The organism is Lysobacter sp. 22409, from assembly GCF_052045105.1.
GTDB lineage: Bacteria > Pseudomonadota > Gammaproteobacteria > Xanthomonadales > Xanthomonadaceae > Lysobacter > Lysobacter antibioticus_B.
Genome location: NZ_JBQEOE010000025.1, coordinates 49,760 through 69,300, shown reverse-complemented (window position 1 = coordinate 69,300; position 19,541 = coordinate 49,760). Strand labels below are relative to the sequence as shown.

18 protein-coding genes are annotated in these 19,541 nt (G+C 65.4%); 10 read left to right on the top strand and 8 right to left on the bottom strand.

Annotated features, from left to right (window positions below; genetic code table 11):
- Window positions 1-63 precede the first annotated feature (63 nt).
- Entirely contained in the window at window positions 64-528 is a 465-nt protein-coding gene (locus ACTJJK_RS13965; protein WP_081930861.1) for an MmcQ/YjbR family DNA-binding protein, read from the top strand.
- On the opposite strand, the gene ACTJJK_RS13960 is transcribed toward ACTJJK_RS13965, so the two are convergent.
- Window positions 440-1,864, bottom strand: a complete 1,425-nt coding sequence (locus ACTJJK_RS13960; RefSeq protein WP_031371957.1) for an aminotransferase-like domain-containing protein — start codon at window positions 1,862-1,864, stop codon at window positions 440-442. The two genes, ACTJJK_RS13965 and ACTJJK_RS13960, sit on opposite strands and share 89 nt — an antisense overlap.
- Before the next feature lie 393 nt (window positions 1,865-2,257).
- Between ACTJJK_RS13960 and ACTJJK_RS13955 the strand changes: the two genes are divergently transcribed.
- From ACTJJK_RS13955 to ACTJJK_RS13935, 5 genes are all read left to right on the top strand, one after another.
- On the top strand, window positions 2,258-2,650 hold the full coding sequence (locus ACTJJK_RS13955; RefSeq protein WP_200875823.1) for a hypothetical protein: 393 nt from the start codon (window positions 2,258-2,260) through the stop codon (window positions 2,648-2,650).
- On the top strand, window positions 2,647-2,853 hold the full coding sequence (locus ACTJJK_RS13950; RefSeq protein WP_031371955.1) for a twin transmembrane helix small protein: 207 nt from the start codon (window positions 2,647-2,649) through the stop codon (window positions 2,851-2,853). Before ACTJJK_RS13955 ends, ACTJJK_RS13950 begins: the two co-directional genes overlap by 4 nt.
- A 54-nt stretch (window positions 2,854-2,907) precedes the next feature.
- Window positions 2,908-3,288, top strand: a complete 381-nt coding sequence (locus tag ACTJJK_RS13945) for a cupin domain-containing protein (RefSeq protein WP_031371954.1) — start codon at window positions 2,908-2,910, stop codon at window positions 3,286-3,288.
- Entirely contained in the window at window positions 3,285-4,220 is a 936-nt protein-coding gene (locus tag ACTJJK_RS13940) for an ADP-ribosylglycohydrolase family protein (protein ID WP_440730510.1), read from the top strand. Before ACTJJK_RS13945 ends, ACTJJK_RS13940 begins: the two co-directional genes overlap by 4 nt.
- Before the next feature lie 122 nt (window positions 4,221-4,342).
- Window positions 4,343-4,681, top strand: coding sequence for a nucleotidyltransferase family protein (locus ACTJJK_RS13935; RefSeq protein WP_031371952.1), 339 nt, complete (start codon window positions 4,343-4,345; stop codon window positions 4,679-4,681).
- 99 nt (window positions 4,682-4,780) lie between these two features.
- On the opposite strand, the gene ACTJJK_RS13930 is transcribed toward ACTJJK_RS13935, so the two are convergent.
- The 5 genes from ACTJJK_RS13930 to ACTJJK_RS13910 all read right to left on the bottom strand — a co-directional run bounded on the left by ACTJJK_RS13930 (window position 4,781) and on the right by ACTJJK_RS13910 (window position 12,982).
- Window positions 4,781-5,899, bottom strand: a complete 1,119-nt coding sequence (locus ACTJJK_RS13930) for a ricin-type beta-trefoil lectin domain protein (protein WP_440730509.1) — start codon at window positions 5,897-5,899, stop codon at window positions 4,781-4,783.
- Between the two features lie 251 nt (window positions 5,900-6,150).
- Window positions 6,151-8,031: a glycoside hydrolase family 35 protein gene (locus tag ACTJJK_RS13925; protein WP_440730508.1), complete on the bottom strand. Its 1,881-nt coding sequence runs from the start codon at window positions 8,029-8,031 to the stop codon at window positions 6,151-6,153.
- An 85-nt stretch (window positions 8,032-8,116) separates the two neighbouring features.
- The gene (locus ACTJJK_RS13920; RefSeq protein WP_440730507.1) at window positions 8,117-8,401 is read right to left on the bottom strand and encodes a transposase; all 285 of its coding nucleotides are present in this window, start codon (window positions 8,399-8,401) and stop codon (window positions 8,117-8,119) included.
- 143 nt (window positions 8,402-8,544) lie between these two features.
- Window positions 8,545-9,915, bottom strand: coding sequence for a hypothetical protein (locus tag ACTJJK_RS13915; protein ID WP_440730506.1), 1,371 nt, complete (start codon window positions 9,913-9,915; stop codon window positions 8,545-8,547).
- A gap of 64 nt (window positions 9,916-9,979) precedes the next feature.
- Window positions 9,980-12,982: a TonB-dependent receptor gene (locus ACTJJK_RS13910; protein ID WP_440730505.1), complete on the bottom strand. Its 3,003-nt coding sequence runs from the start codon at window positions 12,980-12,982 to the stop codon at window positions 9,980-9,982.
- Between the two features lie 436 nt (window positions 12,983-13,418).
- Between ACTJJK_RS13910 and ACTJJK_RS13905 the strand changes: the two genes are divergently transcribed.
- Window positions 13,419-14,117 (top strand): FadR/GntR family transcriptional regulator, encoded by a 699-nt coding sequence (locus ACTJJK_RS13905; protein ID WP_440730504.1) that lies wholly within the window; start codon window positions 13,419-13,421, stop codon window positions 14,115-14,117.
- A gap of 81 nt (window positions 14,118-14,198) precedes the next feature.
- Here the strand turns inward: ACTJJK_RS13905 and ACTJJK_RS13900 are convergent, their stop codons facing one another.
- Together ACTJJK_RS13900 and dgoD are read right to left on the bottom strand one after the other, a co-directional pair.
- Window positions 14,199-14,951 (bottom strand): SDR family NAD(P)-dependent oxidoreductase, encoded by a 753-nt coding sequence (locus ACTJJK_RS13900; protein WP_440730503.1) that lies wholly within the window; start codon window positions 14,949-14,951, stop codon window positions 14,199-14,201.
- Window positions 14,945-16,090 carry a galactonate dehydratase gene (dgoD, locus tag ACTJJK_RS13895; protein WP_031371944.1) on the bottom strand — a complete coding sequence of 382 codons (1,146 nt, stop codon included), beginning with the start codon at window positions 16,088-16,090 and terminating at the stop codon, window positions 14,945-14,947. The genes ACTJJK_RS13900 and dgoD overlap by 7 nt, the downstream gene beginning before the upstream one ends.
- Window positions 16,091-16,261: 171 nt before the next feature.
- Between dgoD and ACTJJK_RS13890 the strand changes: the two genes are divergently transcribed.
- The 3 genes from ACTJJK_RS13890 (at window position 16,262) to ACTJJK_RS13880 (ending at window position 19,486) form a co-directional block, all read left to right on the top strand.
- Window positions 16,262-16,906, top strand: a complete 645-nt coding sequence (locus ACTJJK_RS13890) for a 2-dehydro-3-deoxy-6-phosphogalactonate aldolase (protein WP_223620738.1) — start codon at window positions 16,262-16,264, stop codon at window positions 16,904-16,906.
- Window positions 16,903-18,498, top strand: coding sequence for a sodium:solute symporter family transporter (locus ACTJJK_RS13885; protein WP_440730502.1), 1,596 nt, complete (start codon window positions 16,903-16,905; stop codon window positions 18,496-18,498). Before ACTJJK_RS13890 ends, ACTJJK_RS13885 begins: the two co-directional genes overlap by 4 nt.
- A gap of 268 nt (window positions 18,499-18,766) precedes the next feature.
- A complete protein-coding gene (locus tag ACTJJK_RS13880; RefSeq protein WP_031371941.1) occupies window positions 18,767-19,486 on the top strand; it encodes a FadR/GntR family transcriptional regulator in 720 nt (239 codons plus the stop codon).
- Window positions 19,487-19,541 lie beyond the last annotated feature (55 nt).

Below are 19,541 nucleotides of genomic sequence, written 5' to 3'. Positions count from 1 at the left end.
GCTGCGAACGCTGCGGCGCGGCTGTGCGAGGATGCACGGCCCGACCGCAGCGAAGCCGACGCGATGGATACCGAGCGACTCAAGCAGTGGTGCCGTGCCTACCCGGGCGCGGACGAGGTCTTGCATCCGGCGCCGTCGAACATCCTGGTCTACAGCGTCGGCAAGAAGTTCTTCGCCTACTTCAAGACCAGCGAGCCCGAGCGCTGGCGTTTCAGCCTCAAGGTCACGCCGGACCGCTTCGTCGAACTGACCGACATGCCCGGTGCCAAGCCGGCGCGTTTCATGGGCCGTTATCACTGGGTCACTATTGTCGACGTGCGCCGTCTGCCCGACGACTACCTGCGCGAACTGGTCGATTGGTCGTACCGCAAGGCGCTCGGCGGGCTCAGCCGCAAGCGCCAGGCCGAGATGCTGGCCGATGCCGACGAAGCGCAACGCCTCAGGCTGGCGCCGATCGCGCCGACGAAAGCTGGCCCAAGACTCGTAACGCTGCCGCGACGCGGGCATCGAGCGGATGGCCGTAGTTGAGCCGCAGGCAGTGGGCGTGGCCGCGATGCGCCGAGAAGATCGGCCCCGGCGCGATGCTGATGCCGCGGCGCGCCGCCTCGCGATGCACGCGTAAGGCATCGCGGTCCTCGGGCAGTTCGATCCAGAGGAAATAGCCGCCGTCGGGACGGGTCACGCGCGTGCCCGGCGGGAAATGCTCGGCGACCGCGGCCAGGTAGGCGCTCTGCTGCGCGGCGAGGGTCGTGCGCAGCCGCCGCAGGTGGCGCTCGTAGCTGCCGCGCTGCAGATAGCGCGCGATCGCCAACTGCGCCGGCACGCAGGTCGCCAGGGTGTTGGTGAGCTTGAGCCGCGCCACCTGCTGCGTGTAACGGCCGGCCGCGGCCCAACCGATGCGGTAACCCGGCGCCAGCGTTTTCGAGAACGACGAGCAATGCAGCACCAGTCCGCGCCGGTCGTAGGCCTTGGCCGGCGCCGGCCGGTGCGTGCCGAAGTGCAGCTCGCCGTAGACGTCGTCCTCGATCAAGGGCAGTTCGTGGCGCGCCAGCAGTTCGACCAGTTCGCGTTTCTTCTCGTCCGGCATCGTGCTGCCGAGCGGGTTCTGGAAATTCGTCATCAGCCAGCAGGCCTTCGGCGCGTGGCGTGCGATCGCGGTGGCCAGCGCGCCGAGCTCGATTCCGTCGCGCGGATGGGTCGGCACTTCGATCGCATGCAGGCCGTGGCGTTCGAGCACCTGCAGGGCGGCGTAGAAGCACGGCGACTCGACCAGCACCGCATCGCCGGGCCGGGTCACCGCGGCGATGCACAGGTTCAAGGCCTCGATCGCGCCGTTGCACACGACCAGATCGTTGGCACCGAGCTCGACCCCGCCGATGCGATAGCGCAAGGCGATATGGCGGCGCAGTTCGGCGTTGCCCGGGGTCAGGTCGTCGACCGTGCTGCGCGGGTCCAGGTGCACGGCCTCGTGCGCCATCGCCCGCCCCAGCCTGGCGAGCGGGAACAGCGCCGGGCTCATGAAGGCCGAGCCCAGCGGCACGATGTCGTGGGCCATCGCCGACTCCAGCACTTCGAACACCAACTCGCTGACGTCGACGGGCCGCGACTCGCCGTCCGGCTGCGAGGCCGCATCGGGTTCCGGTGGCAGCGTTCGGGCCTGCTCGCTGACGTAATAGCCCGAGCGCGCCCGCGACTGCACCAGCCCCTGCGCCTCCAGCAGGTAATAGGCCTGGAACACGGTGGACGGACTGAGCTGCCGCGCCGCGCTGGCCTGGCGCACCGACGGCAGCCGCTGCCCGGGCGACAGCAGCCCCTGGCGGATCGAACGGGCGATGTCGTCGGCGAGGGCCTGATAACGCTTCATGTGGGGTCCGAAGAAAGTGGAGGCTGGTCGAAGCTGCTGTTTCCCTTTCCCGCTTTGCGGGGAGGGCATGCCTTTCCCTTCTCCCGCTCCGCGGGAGGGCGCGCTTTATCCCTTCTCCCGCTTCGCGGGAGAAGGTGGCCGAGGGCCGGATGAGGGCCATCGCCGGCCAATCCACAACATCAAGGGACCCTTGGTACCGCTGAGTCCCGTCAAACCCATGCGCACCGCAACACTTCCGCAAGCTGCCCCCTCGTCCCGTCTGGAGCCATGCGACGGTTTCAGCCGGGACGCAACTGACATGGTTTTTTATCCGAAATCTGATTCTACGTCTTCTGATCCGGTCCGGGCAGAATGGTTCCCGTAGCAAGAGCCCCCTCCGGAAGTCCCCCTGCCATGAATCCGCAAGTCGAACTCAACCTGGCCCTGATCCTGTTCGTGCCGTGGTTTTCGATCCTGGCCTGGCTGTTCTGGGCCTATCCGCGCCAGCCGCGCGGCGGCGCCCGCACCGTCTTCGACAGCGCCAGCCTGATCCTCGCGACCGTGCTGGCCGGCTGGGGCATGCACTGGAGCATGCACAACGCCGACCCCAACGCCGGCGCCATCTGGAAACAGGTGCTGGCCAGTTCGGTCGCCTACGGCCTGTTCCTGCTGGTCATGACCCTGGCCATCGTCGTTCGCTGGCGCTGGTTGCGCGCTCGCCGCGCGACCTCTACCGCTGAGCCGGCCGCTCAAGCGGACTCTCACCGAAACAGCACCCGCCCGCTCGCGGGCAAGGCCGAATCATGAAGATCCTGTTCGTCGCCGCCTTTCTCGCGGTGATCCTCTACAACCTCGGCGCCGGCCTGTACTACATGCTGGTCGACAAAGGCACCAGCAAGCGCACCGTCAACGCCCTGACGCGCCGCATCGTCTTCTCGATCGTATTGATCGGCCTGGTCGTGGCCGGCATCGCCACCGGCGTGGTCGAGCCGCACGGCGTCGGCGTTTAAGCCCGGCGCCGGCGCAGGCTAAGCTGGCGGCATCACGCCGCCGAAGCCCGCGCAATGACCCAGGCCCGCATCGTTTCCAACGCCGACACCGCCGAGTACTACTTCGAAGAACGCTGCCACATCATCGAGTGGTGGAATTCCAGCGACGACCCGCAGGCTTCGATCGCGCGCGCCCGCGTCGAGCCCGGCGTTACCACCCGCCTGCACCGCCTGCGCGGCACCAGCGAGCGCTACGTCGTGCTCGAAGGCCGCGGCCGGGTCGAGGTCGGCGACTTGCCGCCGAGCATCGTCGGCCCCGGCGACGTCGTGGTGATTCCGCCGGGCGTGGCGCAACGCATCGCCAACCTCGGCGATGGCGATCTGCTGTTCCTGGCGATCTGCACGCCGCGTTTCGAGCCGGCCAACTACGAAGACATCGATCCGGAGGCCGCATGAGCACGACGGTGCCGACGCTCGGTCTGCGCGAACGCTACCTGGGCTGTCTGCTGGGCCTGGCCTGCGGCGATGCGGTCGGCACCACCGTCGAGTTCAGCGCGCGCGGCAGCTTCGCGCCGCTGACCGACATGGTCGGCGGCGGGCCGTTCGACCTGCGCGCGGGGCAGTGGACCGACGACACTTCGATGGCCCTGTGCCTGGCCGCGAGCCTGATCTACCGACGCGGTTTCGACGCGCGCGACCAGATGAACCGCTACTGCAACTGGCGCGAAGTCGGCTACATGAGCAGCAACGGCGAGTGCTTCGACATCGGCACGACCGTGAGTGCGGCGCTGACCCGCTATCTCGGCAGCGGCGATCCCTTCGCCGGCGACACCGGCCCGCGCGCGGCCGGCAACGGCGCACTGATGCGGCTGGCGCCGGTGCCGATGCTGTGGCGCCGGCATGCCGAGGCGGCCCAGCACTATGCGGCCGAATCCACCCGCACCACCCATGGCGCCGCCGAGGCCCTGGACTGCTCGCGTTTGTTCGCGATGCAGTTGCGCGCCGCGCTGATGGGCGCCGGCAAGGAAGCGGTGCTGACCCCGGCGATGCCGCCGCCGGCGAGCCCCAAGGTGGCGGCCATCCACGCCCGCGAATACGCCGGCAAGCGCGAGGACGCGATCGTCGGCTCCGGCTACAGCGTCGAATCGCTGGAGGCCGCGCTGTGGTGTTTCCTGCACAGCGACGACTACGAAACCGCGGTGCTGCACGCGGCCAACCTGGGCGACGACGCCGACACCACCGCGGCGATCTGCGGCCAACTCGCCGGCGCGTTCTACGGCATCGACGCGATCCCGCCGCGCTGGCTCGAACGGCTGACCATGCGCGAAGAGATCGCGGCGATGGCGCTGGCACTGTTGGATTTGGCGGAAACGGAGGTTCAGGCTTGAAAGGCCCAGGCAACTCGTTCTTCCAATTGCACTGGCTTGGTCGCGGATGAGTCGGAAATCGCGAAGCGGGTACTAGACTCCGTGCTTAGCTTGTCCTATGACCCGTTGAACGAATAAAAACCATGGATCTATCCGCTATCGAAGAGCGCCTGATCGAATGGGCCCGAAGCGAACCCATCATCGAAAGAGTCCACGTCTTCGGCAGCCGCGTTCGGGGCGAACATCGACCCGACAGCGATATCGACGTGGTCGTCGAGTTGGATCTCGAAGCCGCCCCTGGAGCGGACTTTAGCGGTGGCTTCGCGACGTTCAATTCCCGGTCCAAACGCTGGAACGCACAGCTGGCCGAACTCCTGCCTATGTCCGTGGATCTGGATTTCTACGCCGGTGCCAAGCACACGCCCACCTTGCATGCCGGCTTGCAACGTTCGAGCCGGCTGATCTACGACAAGCGGGTTTGACCGCCGGCGGACGACGCTGCCCGGAAGTGCCGCCTGAGCGATGTCGCCGGGATGGCCGGCGACATCGCGAGGCAGCGCACGCTTCGTCGCGTAGGGACTTCAGGGTGCGGGCCTGCGCACCGTCCAGTTCTGGGTGGACTGCGTGCCGCAGGTCTGGATGATCAGTTGCGCGCCGGCGGTCGACGAGGTCAGGCACAACCCCGACAAATCGCTGCGCAGTTGGTTGCCGACCTGGTTCCACAACTGGTTGCGGCCGCCGTTGCAGGCGTAGACGATGACCGGCGAGCCGGGGGTGGTGCGGTGCTGTTCGACATCCAGGCAAAGATCGGCCTGCAGGCGCAGACTGCGGTCGACGCCGTGCACCCAGGCCTGGTTTTCGCCGGTATGGCAGCCGTAACCCAGTGCGGGCACGTTGCTCGTCGTCGCGCCGCCCTTGGCGTCGATGCACAGGTTGTTGCCGCTGACCACCGTGCCGCGCAGCGAGTTGCCGATGGCGTTGACCTGGACGCTGCCGACCGCGGTCTTGTCGACGCGGCTTGCGCAGGGCGCGCTGATCCTGGTGCTGGAAACGCTGGCGACCGTGGTGCCGCCATTGCCGATGGGAAGCAGGAACTCCGCGTCCGAGTACGGCTGGTTGTAGCAGTTCGACTGCGGCCAGTTCCATTCGAAGTATTCGGTCCAGTTGACCATGCCCTTCGGAGAGAGCTGGGTGGACGCGCTGCGGATGCTGCCGAGCTTGAACGAGCCGCCGCCGGTGAGGTCGGTCACGGTCACACCGAACCAGCGGTCGCCCTCGTGGGCGACGCGGAAACGGTAGGTATGCCCTGCCGTCCACTCATGGGCCATGCGACAGCTCTTGCCGACGCCTTCGCCGTCGAAGTTCAGGCAATAGCTGCCGGCGCTGCCGGCCTTGGCCTCGGTCGCGTCCCATACCGAGAACAGGAACATGCGCGACTTGCCGCCGTTGCTCTGCATGCCGGTATAGGCACCGGAAGCCGTTCCGACGAAATTGAACTGATTGCTCCAGTAGACGTTGGCGCGATAGCCGGGGTCGGTTTCGACGGTGATGCCGAAATCGACCGAGTCGAGCCCGGTGATGGCGGGGTCGAAGGCGTAGTTGGTGTAGGTGCCCGGCGTATCGCCGGCCGCAGCGCCTAGCGAGAGGAACGACAACAGCAGCAGGCTGCCCCAGCGTTGGATCGATCGCACTATCTTCATGATGGTCTCCGTGGTGGGTTCGCCGTCCGGATGAACGGCGTTCGTGCAACTCCATCGCTATGCGCCAGTGGCCGACTCGAGGTTGCGGTCGGTGCTTCCACGAGCGAGGAGCCTTGCGGCCGTCGCAGCCGTGCCGGCGTGTTCGGCCGGCGATGAGGCTAGGAACGGCGGCTTCGCCGCGGCGCCGGGGAGGGCGAATCCCACGATCGTCGTCGCGGAGGATTCCCTTGCCGGCGCCGCGCGTCGGGCGCTTACTTCGCGCGCGGTTTCAAGGCGTCCGGCGCGGTCTCGTAGACCGGGTCGGTCAGGCCCTGCAGGCTGCGCGCGCCGCCGCCTTCGACGTCGAGCACGACCACTTCGTTGCGGCCTTTGCGCAACCAGGGAGCGGGCACGAACAGGGTCTGCTGCGGGCCGATTTTCCAGTAGCGGCCGAGGTGACGGCCGTTGATCCAGACATGGCCCTTGCCCCAGCCGCGGGTGTCGAGGAAGGTGCTGCCGACACGGTCGAGTTCGAAGCCGCCGCGCCAGAACGCCGGGCCGGTCGGTGCGGTCTTGCTGGAATAACGCAGGCCGCTCAGGTCGCTCAGCGGCAGCGGGTGCATGGTCCAGTCGAACAGTTCCTGCTTGCCAACCGTCACCGAGCGGGTGATGCCCTTGCGCTCTTCATCCAGGCGTGTGCCGAAGTTGATCCGGCCCATGTTCTCGACGAGCAGGTCGAGCCGCTCCCCCGGCTTCAGGTCGGTCGCCAGCTCGCGTTCGCCGAAGCGCCGGTCCAGGGTGCCCACCGGCTTGCCGTCGGCCAGCGCCACCGCGTAGTCGCGCACTTCGTCGACGACCAGCTTGCCGCTGGCGCCCTGCGGCACGGTGTTGCGATAGAGCACGAAGCCGTAGTTCTGGTCGAGCGCTTCCATGGTCCGCGGCAGTTGCGCACGCACCGGTCGGCTCAGCACCGGCAGAGCGTCGAGCACGCTTACCGATTCGCGCAGCACGAACGGCGCGATCGCGATGGTCGGCGTGGCAGGCTCGGGAATCGGCGGCAGACTTTCGCCGGCTTCGAGATGACGCCCGATGACCTCGCGCAAGGCGCGGTACTTCGGCGTGATACGGCCGGCTTCGTCGACCGGCGCGTCGTAGTCGTAGCTGGTGGTGTCGGGTTGATACGGCATGTCGCGGCTGTAGTTCGCGCCCGCCATCCAGCCGAAGCTGGTGCCGCCATGGAACATGTACAGGTTGAACGAGATGCCCTGACCGAGGAACCAATCGACCGTGCTCGCCGCTCGCTCGGGCGGCGTGGTGTGGTGCTGCTCGCCCCAATGGTCGAACCAGCCGGCCCAGTATTCGCCGACCATGCGCGGCCCCTGCGGGCGGAAGGCCTTGAGGTGCTCGAACGAGGCCTTGGCGTCGGCGACATCGCCGTCGAAATTGATCACCGCGGTCACGCCCGGCAGCGGGCCGCCCTCGAAATAATGCGGGCCGGCGCCGTCGGAGGTGAACAAGGGCAGGTCGAAACCGGCGCCGATCATTTGCCGCTTGATCGTTTCCATGTAATCGCGGTCGCGGCCGTAGGAGCCGTACTCGTTCTCGACCTGCATCATCAGGATCGGCCCGCCGCGCGTGCTCAACAGCGGTCCGAGTTCTTCATGGGTGCGGCGCAGGTAGCGTTCGACCGCGGTGAGAAAGCGCGGGTCCATGCTGCGCACGCGCAGGCCGGGGGTGCGCAGCAGCCAAGCGGGAAAGCCGCCGAATTCCAGTTCGGTGCAGATGTAGGGGCCGGGGCGCACGATCACGTCCAGGCCTTCCTCTTTCGCGGTGCGGACGAACGCGGCGACGTCGAGATTGCCGCTGAAATCGAACCGACCCGGCTCGGGTTCGTGCAGGTTCCAGAACACGTAGGTGGTGACCGTGTTGAGGCCCATCGCACGCGCCTGGCGCAGGCGCTCGCGCCAGAACTCGCGCGGAATGCGCGGGTAATGCATTTCGCCGGAACGGATCAGGTGCGGCTTGCCGTCGAGCAGGAAACGGTCGCCTTCGATGGCGAAACGCGGCGCGGCGAAACTTCCCAGCGAAGCGAAGGCGAGTCCCAGGCCGAGCAGGGCGGCGGCGATGCGGTGACGACGTGCGCGTTGGATCATGATCGGGTTCCGTAGGTCGGCCGCCGCGCGGGCAGGAAGCGACCCGCGTTATCGGCGAAGGATGAGCGATGCGATGGATGTTGCCTTACGGGTGCACGGCATGCGCCGGCAGTTTTGCGATGACCTCCTTCAGTGCATGAATCTCCAGCGCCTGCTCGGCATACAGGCGCTTGAGCTCGTTGTTCTCGGCCTGCAGTTCGCGAACCCTGGCCGTTTCGGCGACGTCCATGCCGCCGTACCTCGATCTCCAGTGGTAGTACGTCGGCACGCTGACTCCGTGCTTGCGGGCCAGGTCCTTGATCGCGATGCCGCTGTCGGTCTCCTTGAGAATCTCCACGATCTGCGCCTGGGTGAATCGACTCTTGCGCATTGAGCGCCTCCTTCGGGCTCGCTCTGCGGAATGATCTGCGTGCCGGTGTGGTTGGGGGGCAATCGAAGCCTCTCGGCAAGGCCGCGCTGGCCCGCCCGTTTGTTGCAACGGGCAGGCCGGGATTATTGACTAGGCAGCCGCTGTCACGGGTGATAACCGATGAACTGCCACTGGTTGTTGTCGGTGGCCGTGGTCGGGAAGTACCAGTACTGGCTGCTGGTCTTCAGCCGGAAATACTTGTCGCCCGACTTGAACACCGACCCCACGCGGCCGTAACGGTTGTTCTCGCCCCATTGGTGAATGGCCATCTCGGGAACGGTTTCGCTCTTGCGATAGTGACGGCCCTTGTAGGTCCAGAACTCGTTGCTGGTCTTGTCGACAGGGAAGTACTGCGCCCCTTTCTTGACCAGGGTGAAATATTCGAGATCGCCGGTATTGGGGTTGTCGTAGTAGAAATAGTCGCCGACCGCGACGTAGGCTTCGTTGCGTTCGGCCCAGCTCCTCAGCGGTTGGTTTCGATGGTAGAGATCGTTGATGACGGGATAGCCCCGGCCGATCGACTGCCAATCCGCATTCGACTGCCCTTGCGGCGGGAACGGGCCGTAGGCGCCGTTGTGTTTCGCGCGGTACAGGTAGGGGTAGTCGACGGAGAGGTCGGCCGCGAAGTACATGCCGGCGGTGGCCTGCTTGTTGTACTGGCCCCACTCGTACAGCCCGCGGTACTGATTGCCTACCGCATTGACGGTGCCGTCGCTCTCCGCCCACGAGATCGAGCCGTAGCCGGCATGCGTCATGCCCGGCAGCAGCCACGACGAGTCGCAAGGGTGCGGGCTGCCGTAGGCGGTGCCGTTGAAACTGGCCAGGGCCGTGTCCTGGCCCCAGTTGCCGCGCACCGGCGCAATGGTGGCCCGGGCGTGTCGGAGCGAATAACACTGGTAAGGGTCGGCATAGAAATACTCAAGGAACATTCCATTTTCCTTGTGCAAGCCACCCCAGTTGGAGGGCACGCTGATCTGCCCCAGCACCTCGGCGGTGCCGAGCGTCAGGTCGTACAGCGTCATCTGCCACCAGTCGCCGCCGTAACGCGGACTGGCTTCGGCCCGCATCCTGTACTGGTGCCCGACTTTCCAGGTGTATTGCCCCTTGATGCTGGAGCACGCGCCGAACTCGTAACAATCCACCGGCGGAAGGCGATCGCCCATCGCGCCGGTGCCGTTCCAGATCGATACCAGCGCGCGCTTTTCTCCGCTCGCGCGCTGCAGGCCCCAGTAGCCGCCGTTCGCGTTGTTGAACTTGATGTACTGCGCGAAGTAGACGTTCGAGGCGGAGTCGGTGTGCTCGGGGTACTGCTCGCCCGGATCCACGTCGATACGCAGGAAGTAATCCTTCACTTGCGGGGAGGGATTCGCCAATACCCAGGTGCCGGCGGGAGTGGTCGCCGCCGCCGGCGGGGGCGCCGCGGCAAGCAACAGACCGGCCAGGGCCGATGCGGTGTACACGGAAAAGTTAGCCATGCGGGTGTCCTCATGATTCGGTGTTCGAAGAATGGGATGGGCGCAAGCTGCGCCGGGCCGGGTGCTACTTGAACTCGTAACGCAGCACCAGCGAGGTCGTCCGCGGCGCCTGGTATTGGCTCGGAATCAGGAAATTGATATCGGGTACGACCGTGTTGTCGGCGTTGATGTCGGCGCTGAAGGTGTTGTAGCGGTCAGTAATGCCGCGGCGGTTGGTGAGGTTTTGTATGCCGAGGTCGAGGCTGAGCTTGTGGTGTTCGCCGACGCTCAGGTCGTAGCCGACATTCAAATCCAACTGCCAGAACCAGGGCAGCCGTCCCATGGTGCCCGCCGGGGTGACGCCGACCGGGTCGGTCTTCGTGTCGCAGTAATGTCCCCAACTGCCCCAGTTGTACGACAGGCTGTCGACATCGGGCTTCAGGCCGAAGCAGGTGACCGGTTGCCCGGATTGCACGTTGAGGATGCCGCCCACGCGCAGGCCGTTCTTGAAGTAATAGACGCCGGACGCGGTGAGCTTGTGGCGTACGTCGTTGATCAGGTTGCCGTTGGCGCCGAGGGTGATCTCGGGGAAGTCGTAGCGGCCGGTTTGCCCGATGTAGCCCGCGTTATGGCCTTCCAGGTCGAGAAACCCGTTGTCGTTGCCGAACGAACGCGACCAGGTGTAGCTCAGGCCGAGGTAATAGGGTTCGTCGTCGCTGCGATGGTGATTGAGGTCGAAGGTCAGGTGGATGTATTTGTTCTTGGGCTTCGGCAGGCCGAAGGCCGAGGCGGGCACCCGCAGCGATTGCAGTTTGCCGTTGCCGGCAAAATCGCGCAGCACGGTGACGTCTTCGCCAGGATTCACCTCGAAACAGGCGATATCGTCCGCTTCGTAGTCCGGATAGCCGTGCGCATTCGCCCAGTCGACGATGCCCTGGTTGTAACAGGTCTGATTGATGACGCGCTTCAGCGTCGAGTAGCCGAAATCGACTTGCCCGATCCAGTTGCCCGGCAGTTCCTTCTGCACGTAGGCCTGGAACTCGTCCTTGTAAGGCGCCTTCAGGTTGGTCGCGGACACCTCGTGCGTCTGCGGCGGATTGCCGTCGCGCCCGGGAGGAACATAGGCCGGGCCTATCTGGGTGAGGCCGGTCGGCGCCTTGGTGACCGGGTCGATGCCGGTGTAGCGGTACCACTTGGTGGTGGTCGAACGCGCCTGCGCCACGCCGAAGCTGAAGTTGGACGGCATCGACAGCGAGTACCTGCCCAGGTTCGCGCCGACCTTGAGGCTGGAGTCGCCGTTGACGTCCCAGGACAGGCCCAGTCGCGGCGAGTACATCGGGAACGAGAACAAGCGCCGTTCCAGGGCATCCTTGTTGACGTACTTGTCGTAGCGCAGGCCTGCGTAGACCATGACGCGATCGCTCAGCTGCCAGTAGTCCTCGATATAGGCCGCCTGGTTGACCGAGAACATCCGGCCGAACTCGCGATTGAGGAAATGCTGCACGTACTTGCCGTTGACCCGCTCGCCGTTCTGCAACTGCACGGTGTTCGGCCGGTCGTAATAGGTGTACCAGCCGGCGAACGGCGTGTGCCAGTCCTGGCCGAGGTAGTGCACGTAATGCTCCAGGCCGAACACGATCTTGTGGTCCTGGAGGTTCCAGGTCAGATCGCCTTTGTAGCCGCGGCGCCAATAGTCGTCGGGACGGAAATTGACGGTACGCTCGTTCGCGCCGATGTTGACCGTCTTCTGGGTGGCGCTGTTGTACTCGTCGACATAGGGAATGTCCTCGGAGCCGTGGGCGCGATCGTTGATCTGGCCCAGGTAGCCGCCCATCAGCCGCAGTTGCAGGTCGTCGGTGATGTTCCAGTGGTAGTTGCCGATCAGCATCCGCTGGCGGGCCGGGGAATGCGAACTCTGCGAAAACGCGCCCCGTTCGGTGGTGTAGTTGCCTTTTAGCAAGTACGTGTCCGTATCCGACTCGTTCCAGTCGCGCGAACCGATCAGGTTGAAGGTCTGATCGTCGTTGATGTTCCAGGTCAGGTTCACCAACGCGTTCTTGTTGCTGCTGGTCGTGGTCGTTGCGCGGTTGATGGTGTAGCGGTAGCTCTTCCAGGGCGAGGTCTTGCCCAGCAGGACGAACGCGAAAAACTTGTCCTTGATCAGCGCGCCCGAGCCCCAGGCATACTGCGTCGCGCTCGAATCGCGGTGATTGTTGGACACGTACTTGTAGTAGGAGTCGTCGCCGCCGTAGATGTCCTTCTCGCGCGGGTTCAGCAGGCGCGACGTCGGCGGCGTCAGGTACAGCGAATAGCCCGCGCGAAAGCTGTTGCTGCCCTGGCGCACCGTCTGCGCCATGATGCCGCCGGTGGCGTTGGTCCATGAGGCGCCGAAGCTGCCCGCTAGCACTTCGGTGTCCTGGATGGCTTCCCGCGGCAGGCGGTTGGAGCCGAGCGAGGTTCGGTCGTTGGTCGTATCGAACTCGTTCAAGTAATAACGATTCTCGGCCGGCGAGGCGCCGCCGAGCTGCACCAGACCGGTGGTGTTGGAGTCGTGGCGTGCGTTCGAGCGCAACAGCGCGATGCGTTCGGGAGTCGCCGACGGAGGCAGGGGTAGGCCGTTGATGAGTTCGCGGCTGTAATGATTGGTCAGTTCCGGGGTCGACACATCGATCGGCGTGACTTCGGTCGCCATCGAGGTACCGGTCACGACGACGGTATCGAGCTCGGTGGCCGCGTTCTGCGCACTCGCCGCGGCGACGGCGGTGTCGCTGTTCGGCCGCACGCTGATCCGGTTCTCGGAAAGCAACTGCCCATCGCGGCTGATTTTTACCGTGTAGCCGCCGGGGTTGAGGCCGGAGGCGGTGTAGCGGCCGTTCGCATCGACTTTGAGTTCTCTGCGGAAGCCCGTTTCCGGGTTTTCGACCAACACGCTCACCTGGCCCTGCGTCGGCGCGTATCCGTACAGGCCGCCGGTGATCGATTGGGCCTGCGCGGTACCGGCGCAGGCCATCACGGCCATCAGGCTCCACGCGAGCCGGGACCGCTCGATCTGCACGCGCCGCTTGTTCGCTTGCTGCTGCAACTTCATTACGCCCTCCCCCTTGCTGACTGCTGATCGGATCTGGTTCTATTTATCATATATAAGTACTTATTATTTTTTGAGTCAAGTACCGCTTATCGATCCTTCGATCCGTCTGTCATTGAGTGAGTGTCGTGGCGCATTACGGCAGCACTGGAACGATTCGATGTTGCGCGGCAACATCCATGTCGTGCGTTCAAGGGACGGCACGAAGTACTGTTCGAGCGAGAATCGTCGGCGCTGTGGCGAGTGCAGATGCGATGCGTCGGTCGCCGAAAACGCGCGCTCGTTCGCATGATGCCGAGCGTTTCAGGTGTTCGATGCCATGGGGCGATGCCCGACGGATGCGCTGCCTTGCGTCGTCGACTAGTGTGTTAGATGTAACAATAGAAACTCATACGCGCGACGCCGCTGTTGCGCGACCGAATGCAAGGGATGTTCTCCGTTGAAGCCTGTTTCCATTCGCAACTTGCACAGCCAGGTGGTCCAGGAATTGGGCAGGCAGATCGTCGGCGGCACGCTGAAACCGGGCGAACTGCTGCCGCGCGAGGAAACCCTTGCAGAGCGCATGGCCATCAGTCGGACCGCGTTGCGCGAGTCCTTGAAGGTGCTTACCTCGAAAGGCCTGATCGAGACGCGGCAGAAGACCGGCACCCGCGTGCGCGAAAAGCAGTATTGGAACCAACTCGATGCCGATGTGCTGGCGTGGCGATGCGAGACGATGCCTGCCGACGACTTCGTCGAGAAGCTGTCGGAGATGCGCGAGATCATCGAGCCGGCCGCCGCTGCCGCCGCGGCGAAGCGGCGCGACCGGAAGCAACTGGCGCGAATCAAGAGTGCGTACGGCGCCATGGATGCGGCGCAGGATCTGAAAGCCTGGACCCAGGCCGATCTCGAGTTCCATCAAAGCGTGCTGGAAGCGACCAACAACGAGTTGATGGTGTCGCTGTTCTCGGTCGTCGAGACCGCGTTGGCGACCTACTTTTCCCTGTCGGCGAGCAAGGTGGTCGACTTCAAGTACTCGCTGCCGCGGCATTTCGCCGTGCTCGAAGCGATCCGGCTGCAACGGCCGGTCGCGGCGCGCGAGGCGATGCTCGGTATCGTCGTGGATTCGCGCGCGAACATCGGCCGCATCAAGCGCTGAGCGCTTTGCCGGCAAGATAGGGGCACTGCGCTGGAGTGCGCGAAATCGCGCTCGTATCGGCGATGAAGGGAGCGCGTCGCGTTACAGTCTCGCCAGACGCCCGCCGCTGACTTCCAGGCTCGCGCCGGTCACGAACCGCGCTTCGTCGCAGGCCAAAAACAGGACCGCCCCGGCGACGTCGTCCGGCGTGCCGATGTCTTCGGCGGAGATGACTTCGGCGCCCGATTGCAGATTCGGGTTGGACCATAACATCGGGGTGTCGATCGCGCCGGGCACCACCGCGTTCGCGCGCAGGCCCTTCGCGGCGCCCTCGATCGCGGCGCTGCGGGTCAGCGACAGCAGGGCGGCCTTGGCCGCGGCATACGGCGCCACCATCGGTGTCGTCATCGAGGCGTGCACGCTGGCGATATTGACCATCGCGCCGCCGGGCGCGGCATGACGCAGCCATTCGCGGGTGAAATGCACCGGCCCGAGCAGGTTGACGCCGAGCAGTCGCCGCCACTCGTCGCTGCTGAAGTCTTCCAGCGGCTTGAACAGCATCAGCCCGGCGGTGTTGACGACGATGTCGTGGCCGCCGAGGCGCTCGCGCACGGCGCCACAAGCGGCATCGACCTGGCCTTCATCGGATACGTCGCAGGACAGCACGACGACATGCGCCGCTCCGGCGGCGCGGCAGGCCTCGGTCGCTTCGCTGTGACGATCCTGGCGAAAGTCGATCAGGGCGAGGCTCGCGCCTTCCGCGGCGAAGCGCTTCGCGCACGCCAGGCCGATGCCCCCGAGGCCGCCGGTGATCAGCACGGTGCGGCCTTCGAAACGTCGTGCGGAACTCACCATTCGCGAATGCTCCCATCGGCGCCACGCCAGACCGGGTTGCGCCAAGTGTGCGGTATGCGCGCGGCCTCGCGCACCCTGGCCTCGTCGATCTCGATGCCCAGGCCCGGGCCGGAGGGCACATCGACATAGCCCGCACGGATGTCGAACACCTGCGGATTGCTCAGGTAGGTCAGCAAGTCGTACTCGGCGCTGTTGTAGTGAATGCCCAGCGACATTTCCTGAATCACGAAGTTGGGCGTGGCGGCGGCCAACTGCAGGCAGGCGGCGAGGGCCAGGGGGCCGAGCGGGCAGTGCGGTGCGATGGCGACATCGTAGGCTTCGGCCATGGCGGCGATGCGCCGGCATTCGGAAATTCCGCCGGCATGACTCAAGTCCGGTTGCAGGATATCGACCGCCGCCGCCTGCAGGAACGGCTTGAAGTCCCATCGGCTGTACAGCCGCTCGCCTATCGCGATCGGCAACTTGGTGAATTGCGCCAGTTGCGCGAGGGCCTCGGGATGCTCCGACAGGACGGGTTCTTCGATGAAGAGCGGGCTCAGCGGTTCCAATGCGCTGATCAGCGAGCGCACCATCGGCCTGTGCACGCGGCCGTGGAAATCCAGGCCGACGTCCAGCCCGAGCGCCCGCACCGCCGCAACGCGTTCGAGCACCGGGTCCAGGTCGCGCGGACGGGCCAGCCAGTCCAGGTCCTCGGTGGCATTCATCTTGACGGCGGTGAAGCCCTGTTGCTGGCGGACTCGGCTGGCCTGTTCGACCTCGCCGGGGCGATCGCCGCCGACCCAGGCATAGACGGCGATGCGGTCGCGCACCTTGCCTCCCAGCAGTTGCCACACGGGAAGCCCCAGACGCCTGGCCAACAAGTCCCACAGAGCGTGATCCAGGCCGGCCAGCGCCGACATCAGCACCGGCCCGCCGCGGTAGAAACCCAGGCGATAGGCGACCTGCCATATGTCTTCGATCCGATCCGCGTCGGCGCCGACGAAGCGATCGCGCAGCGCTTCATAAGCGCCATCGACGGCCTCGACATGCCCCTCCAGACTGGCTTCTCCCCAACCTACCGCGCCATCGGTCGTTTCGACACGCACGAACAGCCAGCGCGGCGGCACGCGGAAGGTTTCTATCCGGGCAATGAGGCTCATAGGCAGTCGGCGAAATGATGGCGATGGACAGGCTGCACTTTTATCATATATAAGTACTTTAAACCATCGTTCGGCAGGCGACAGAGGCGCCATGACACCGCCGGATGAGCCGGGGATGAGTATTCCCAGGCGCAGTACCCGCTCGACCATGCAGGCTGGAGCAGCGATCAGATGCCGTCCCAAAGTCACGCAACGCCGTTCGTCATAGCGATCCTGCGCGGAATTACCCCGGGCGAAGTGCTTCGCATCGCCGAGGCGCTCGTCGAGCGCGGCGTGGGCGGAATCGAGATTCCGCTCAACTCGCCCGATCCCTTCGTCAGCATCGGGCTGCTGCAGCGGGCTTTCGGTCGCGATTGCCTGTGCGGCGCCGGCACCGTGCTCGACCTGCGCCAGGTCGAGCAGTTGCACGAGACCGGAGGGCGCCTGCTGGTGGCGCCCAACACCGACGCCGCGGTCATACGGCGCGCCCTGGAACTGGGCATGGTGCCGATGCCGGGCGTGGGCACCGCCAGCGAGGCTTTCGACGCGATCGCTGCGGGAGCGACCCGGCTCAAACTGTTCCCGGCTTCGACCTATGGCCCCGCCCATTTGCGCGCGCTGCGAGCCGTGCTCCCGGCCGGGGTGAGCGTCTGCGCCGTCGGCGGCGTGGACGAGCACAACGCGGCGCATTGGCTTCGTGCCGGGGTCGATGGTTATGGCCTCGGAAACAGCCTGTATCGGCCCGGGATGACCGCGGCCGAGGTCGCCGCCCGTGCCGATGCCTTCATGGCGGTCATCGCGGCATACCGCAAAGACGCAAGCGCGGTGGATGCATGACATTGTCGACGCTCGATCTGGTCATCATCGGCGTCTACGCCGTCGCGATCTTCGGCCTGGCGCATTGGGTCGCGCGGGAGAAACACGGACGCAAGAAAAACAGCAACGACTACTTTCTCGCCTCGCGATCGCTACCGTGGTGGGCGATCGGGGCCTCTCTGATCGCCGCGAACATCTCCGCCGAGCAAATCATCGGCATGTCCGGTTCCGGGTATGCGCTGGGGCTCGCCATCGCATCCTACGAATGGATGGCGGCCGCGACCTTGCTGATCGTGGGCAAGTGGATACTGCCGATCTTTCTGCACAACCGCATCGTCACGATGCCGCAGTTCCTGGAGCAATGCTACGGGTCCGGCATCCGCAACCTCATGACGGTGTTCTGGCTCGCGTTGTACGTGTTCGTGAACCTGACCTCGATCGCCTGGCTCGGCTCGATCGCCGTGAACCAGATCGCCGGTATCGACCAGGGCACGGCGCTGTATCTGCTTGCCGCCTTCGCGCTGTTGTATCAGTTGTACGGCGGCTTGAAAGCGGTGGCGCTGACCGACATCGTGCAAGTGGCGCTGCTGGTGCTGGGGGGGCTGCTGGTGTCCGGACTGACCCTCGACAAGATCGGCGACGGGGCCGGCATCGGCGCCGGTTTCCGGGTGCTGGTCGAGCGCGCTCCCGATCATTTCCACATGATCCTGAAGCCGGACAATCCCTTCTATCGGGACCTGCCGGGGTTGTCGGTGCTGATAGGCGGGATGTGGCTGGCCAACTTGAGTTACTGGGGCTTCAATCAGTACATCATTCAACGCGCGCTGGCCGCGCGCGATCTGGATCAGGCGCAGAAAGGGGTGATATTCGCCGCGTTCCTGAAGCTGCTGATGCCCATCATCATCGTGCTGCCGGGCATCGCCGCGGTCGTGCTGGCCCCGGATCTGTCCAAGCCGGACGAGGCCTACCCGACGATGATGCGCCTGCTGCCGCCCGGAGTGCTCGGCCTGGTGTTCTCGGCATTGATCGCCGCCGTCATCTCCAGCATGGCCTCCAAGATCAATTCGATAGCGACCATCTTCACCCTCGACCTGTTCGACAAGTATGCGACGGGCGCTCGCCGCGGCTCCGATTCGGACGATGACCCCGTCCGCCAACGCCGCCTCGTCAGGGTCGGAAGAATCGTCGCGACGGTGGCGGTCGTCATCGCTGCGATGACCGCCCGCCCTCTGTTGGGCAAGTCGGATCAAGCGTTCCAGTTCATTCAGGAGTTCACCGGATTCTTCACGCCGGGCATCACCGTGATCTTCCTGCTGGGCTTGTTCTGGAAGCGCGCGAACGAAGCCGGCGCGATCGCCGCGGCGACAGGCTCGGTCGCGTTCTCTTATCTGTTCAAGATGGTATGGCCGTCGCTGCCGTTCCTGGATCGCATGAGCCTGGTGTTTCTGGTCACCGGACTGCTGGCGATGGCGGTGTCGCTGCTCGTCCCGTCGCGGGCCGGGGTGAACCTCATCGAGGTCGAGGGCGTCAGCTTCCGCACCAGCGCGGGCTTCAACATCGCGGCCCTGGCGGTGGTCGCGGTACTCGTGGCGCTCTATGCCACGTGGTGGTGAGTCGCGGTCGGTTCCTGCGGCGCCGCGCCGATTGCAGCGGATCGGCCGCGCTTGGGGCGCTTGCCCGGCCCTGTTTTGATCCCGCGCAGCGATGCCCGCTTGCCGGCTTGCGTGGCTATTGCCGCAGGCCTCCGCGATAATGCTCCGGCATGGCGGAAGGCTCCGAGTTTGCAGGCATGACAGGCCGCGGCCTTATCGGGTTGGCCGGGCCTCGCCTCTTCGATGGCACGCAGGCCCTGTCGCCAGAGCCATTACCGGAGCTGACCGTATGAATCGATTGCCTCGTTCCGCAAGCCTGACCAGGCGAATCGTCGAATCTCTGGGCGAGGCGATCGTGACCGGTCACTACGGTCCGGAGCAGGCATTCCCGACCGAGGCCGAACTGTGCGTGCAGCTTCGCGCCAGCCGCAGCATCGTGCGCGAGGCAGTCAAGATGCTCACGGCCAAGGGTTTGCTCAGTGCGCGGCCGAAGCGCGGCACCATCATCGAGCCCGAGACGAACTGGAACCTGCTCGATCCGGACGTCTTGCGCTGGTTGCTGGAGCGCAAGTTCTCCATCGGCCTGTTGCTCGAGTTCACTCAGGTGCGGCTTGCGGTCGAGCCGATGGCGGCGATGCTGGCGGCGCAACGCGGCGATGCCGAAGCCATCGCCCGGATCGAGGCCGCGATCGAGCGCATGCGCGCCGCCGAGCTGGGCGAAGGGGATGCGCTCGAATCGGACATCGCCTTCCATGTCGCGGTGCTGGAAGCCAGCGGCAACCGCTTCTATTCGCGCCTGCGCGACCTGGTCGATACCGCGTTGCGGATTTCGATCGGGGTCACCAATCGTTCCAAGGGCGTCGATCTGGCCAGCGTGGAGGACCACGCGCGCGTATACGAAGCGATCGCATCGGGCGATGGCGAGCGAGCCAAGTCGGCCATGCGGGGATTGCTCGACGAGGTGACGGCGTTGATCGAGTCGACGGCCGGCGGGTCGCAGCCCGACTGAACCTGCAGGGCGTTCGCCAAGGCGGTTGGCCCCCGGGCCATCGAGTCGGCCGCAG

Bases quoted from the DNA above. Each gene is read 5' to 3' on its own strand.
- ACTJJK_RS13965 (WP_081930861.1), top strand. From the start codon at position 64: ATGGATACCGAGCGACTCAAGCAGTGGTGCCGTGCCTACCCGGGCGCG.
- ACTJJK_RS13960 (WP_031371957.1), bottom strand. From the start codon at position 1,864: ATGAAGCGTTATCAGGCCCTCGCCGACGACATCGCCCGTTCGATCCGC.
- ACTJJK_RS13955 (WP_200875823.1), top strand. From the start codon at position 2,258: ATGAATCCGCAAGTCGAACTCAACCTGGCCCTGATCCTGTTCGTGCCG.
- ACTJJK_RS13950 (WP_031371955.1), top strand. From the start codon at position 2,647: ATGAAGATCCTGTTCGTCGCCGCCTTTCTCGCGGTGATCCTCTACAAC.
- ACTJJK_RS13945 (WP_031371954.1), top strand. From the start codon at position 2,908: ATGACCCAGGCCCGCATCGTTTCCAACGCCGACACCGCCGAGTACTAC.
- ACTJJK_RS13940 (WP_440730510.1), top strand. From the start codon at position 3,285: ATGAGCACGACGGTGCCGACGCTCGGTCTGCGCGAACGCTACCTGGGC.
- ACTJJK_RS13935 (WP_031371952.1), top strand. From the start codon at position 4,343: ATGGATCTATCCGCTATCGAAGAGCGCCTGATCGAATGGGCCCGAAGC.
- ACTJJK_RS13930 (WP_440730509.1), bottom strand. From the start codon at position 5,899: ATGAAGATAGTGCGATCGATCCAACGCTGGGGCAGCCTGCTGCTGTTG.
- ACTJJK_RS13925 (WP_440730508.1), bottom strand. From the start codon at position 8,031: ATGATCCAACGCGCACGTCGTCACCGCATCGCCGCCGCCCTGCTCGGC.
- ACTJJK_RS13920 (WP_440730507.1), bottom strand. From the start codon at position 8,401: ATGCGCAAGAGTCGATTCACCCAGGCGCAGATCGTGGAGATTCTCAAG.
- ACTJJK_RS13915 (WP_440730506.1), bottom strand. From the start codon at position 9,915: ATGGCTAACTTTTCCGTGTACACCGCATCGGCCCTGGCCGGTCTGTTG.
- ACTJJK_RS13910 (WP_440730505.1), bottom strand. From the start codon at position 12,982: ATGAAGTTGCAGCAGCAAGCGAACAAGCGGCGCGTGCAGATCGAGCGG.
- ACTJJK_RS13900 (WP_440730503.1), bottom strand. From the start codon at position 14,951: ATGGTGAGTTCCGCACGACGTTTCGAAGGCCGCACCGTGCTGATCACC.
- dgoD (WP_031371944.1), bottom strand. From the start codon at position 16,090: ATGAGCCTCATTGCCCGGATAGAAACCTTCCGCGTGCCGCCGCGCTGG.
- ACTJJK_RS13890 (WP_223620738.1), top strand. From the start codon at position 16,262: ATGCCGTCCCAAAGTCACGCAACGCCGTTCGTCATAGCGATCCTGCGC.
- ACTJJK_RS13885 (WP_440730502.1), top strand. From the start codon at position 16,903: ATGACATTGTCGACGCTCGATCTGGTCATCATCGGCGTCTACGCCGTC.
- ACTJJK_RS13880 (WP_031371941.1), top strand. From the start codon at position 18,767: ATGAATCGATTGCCTCGTTCCGCAAGCCTGACCAGGCGAATCGTCGAA.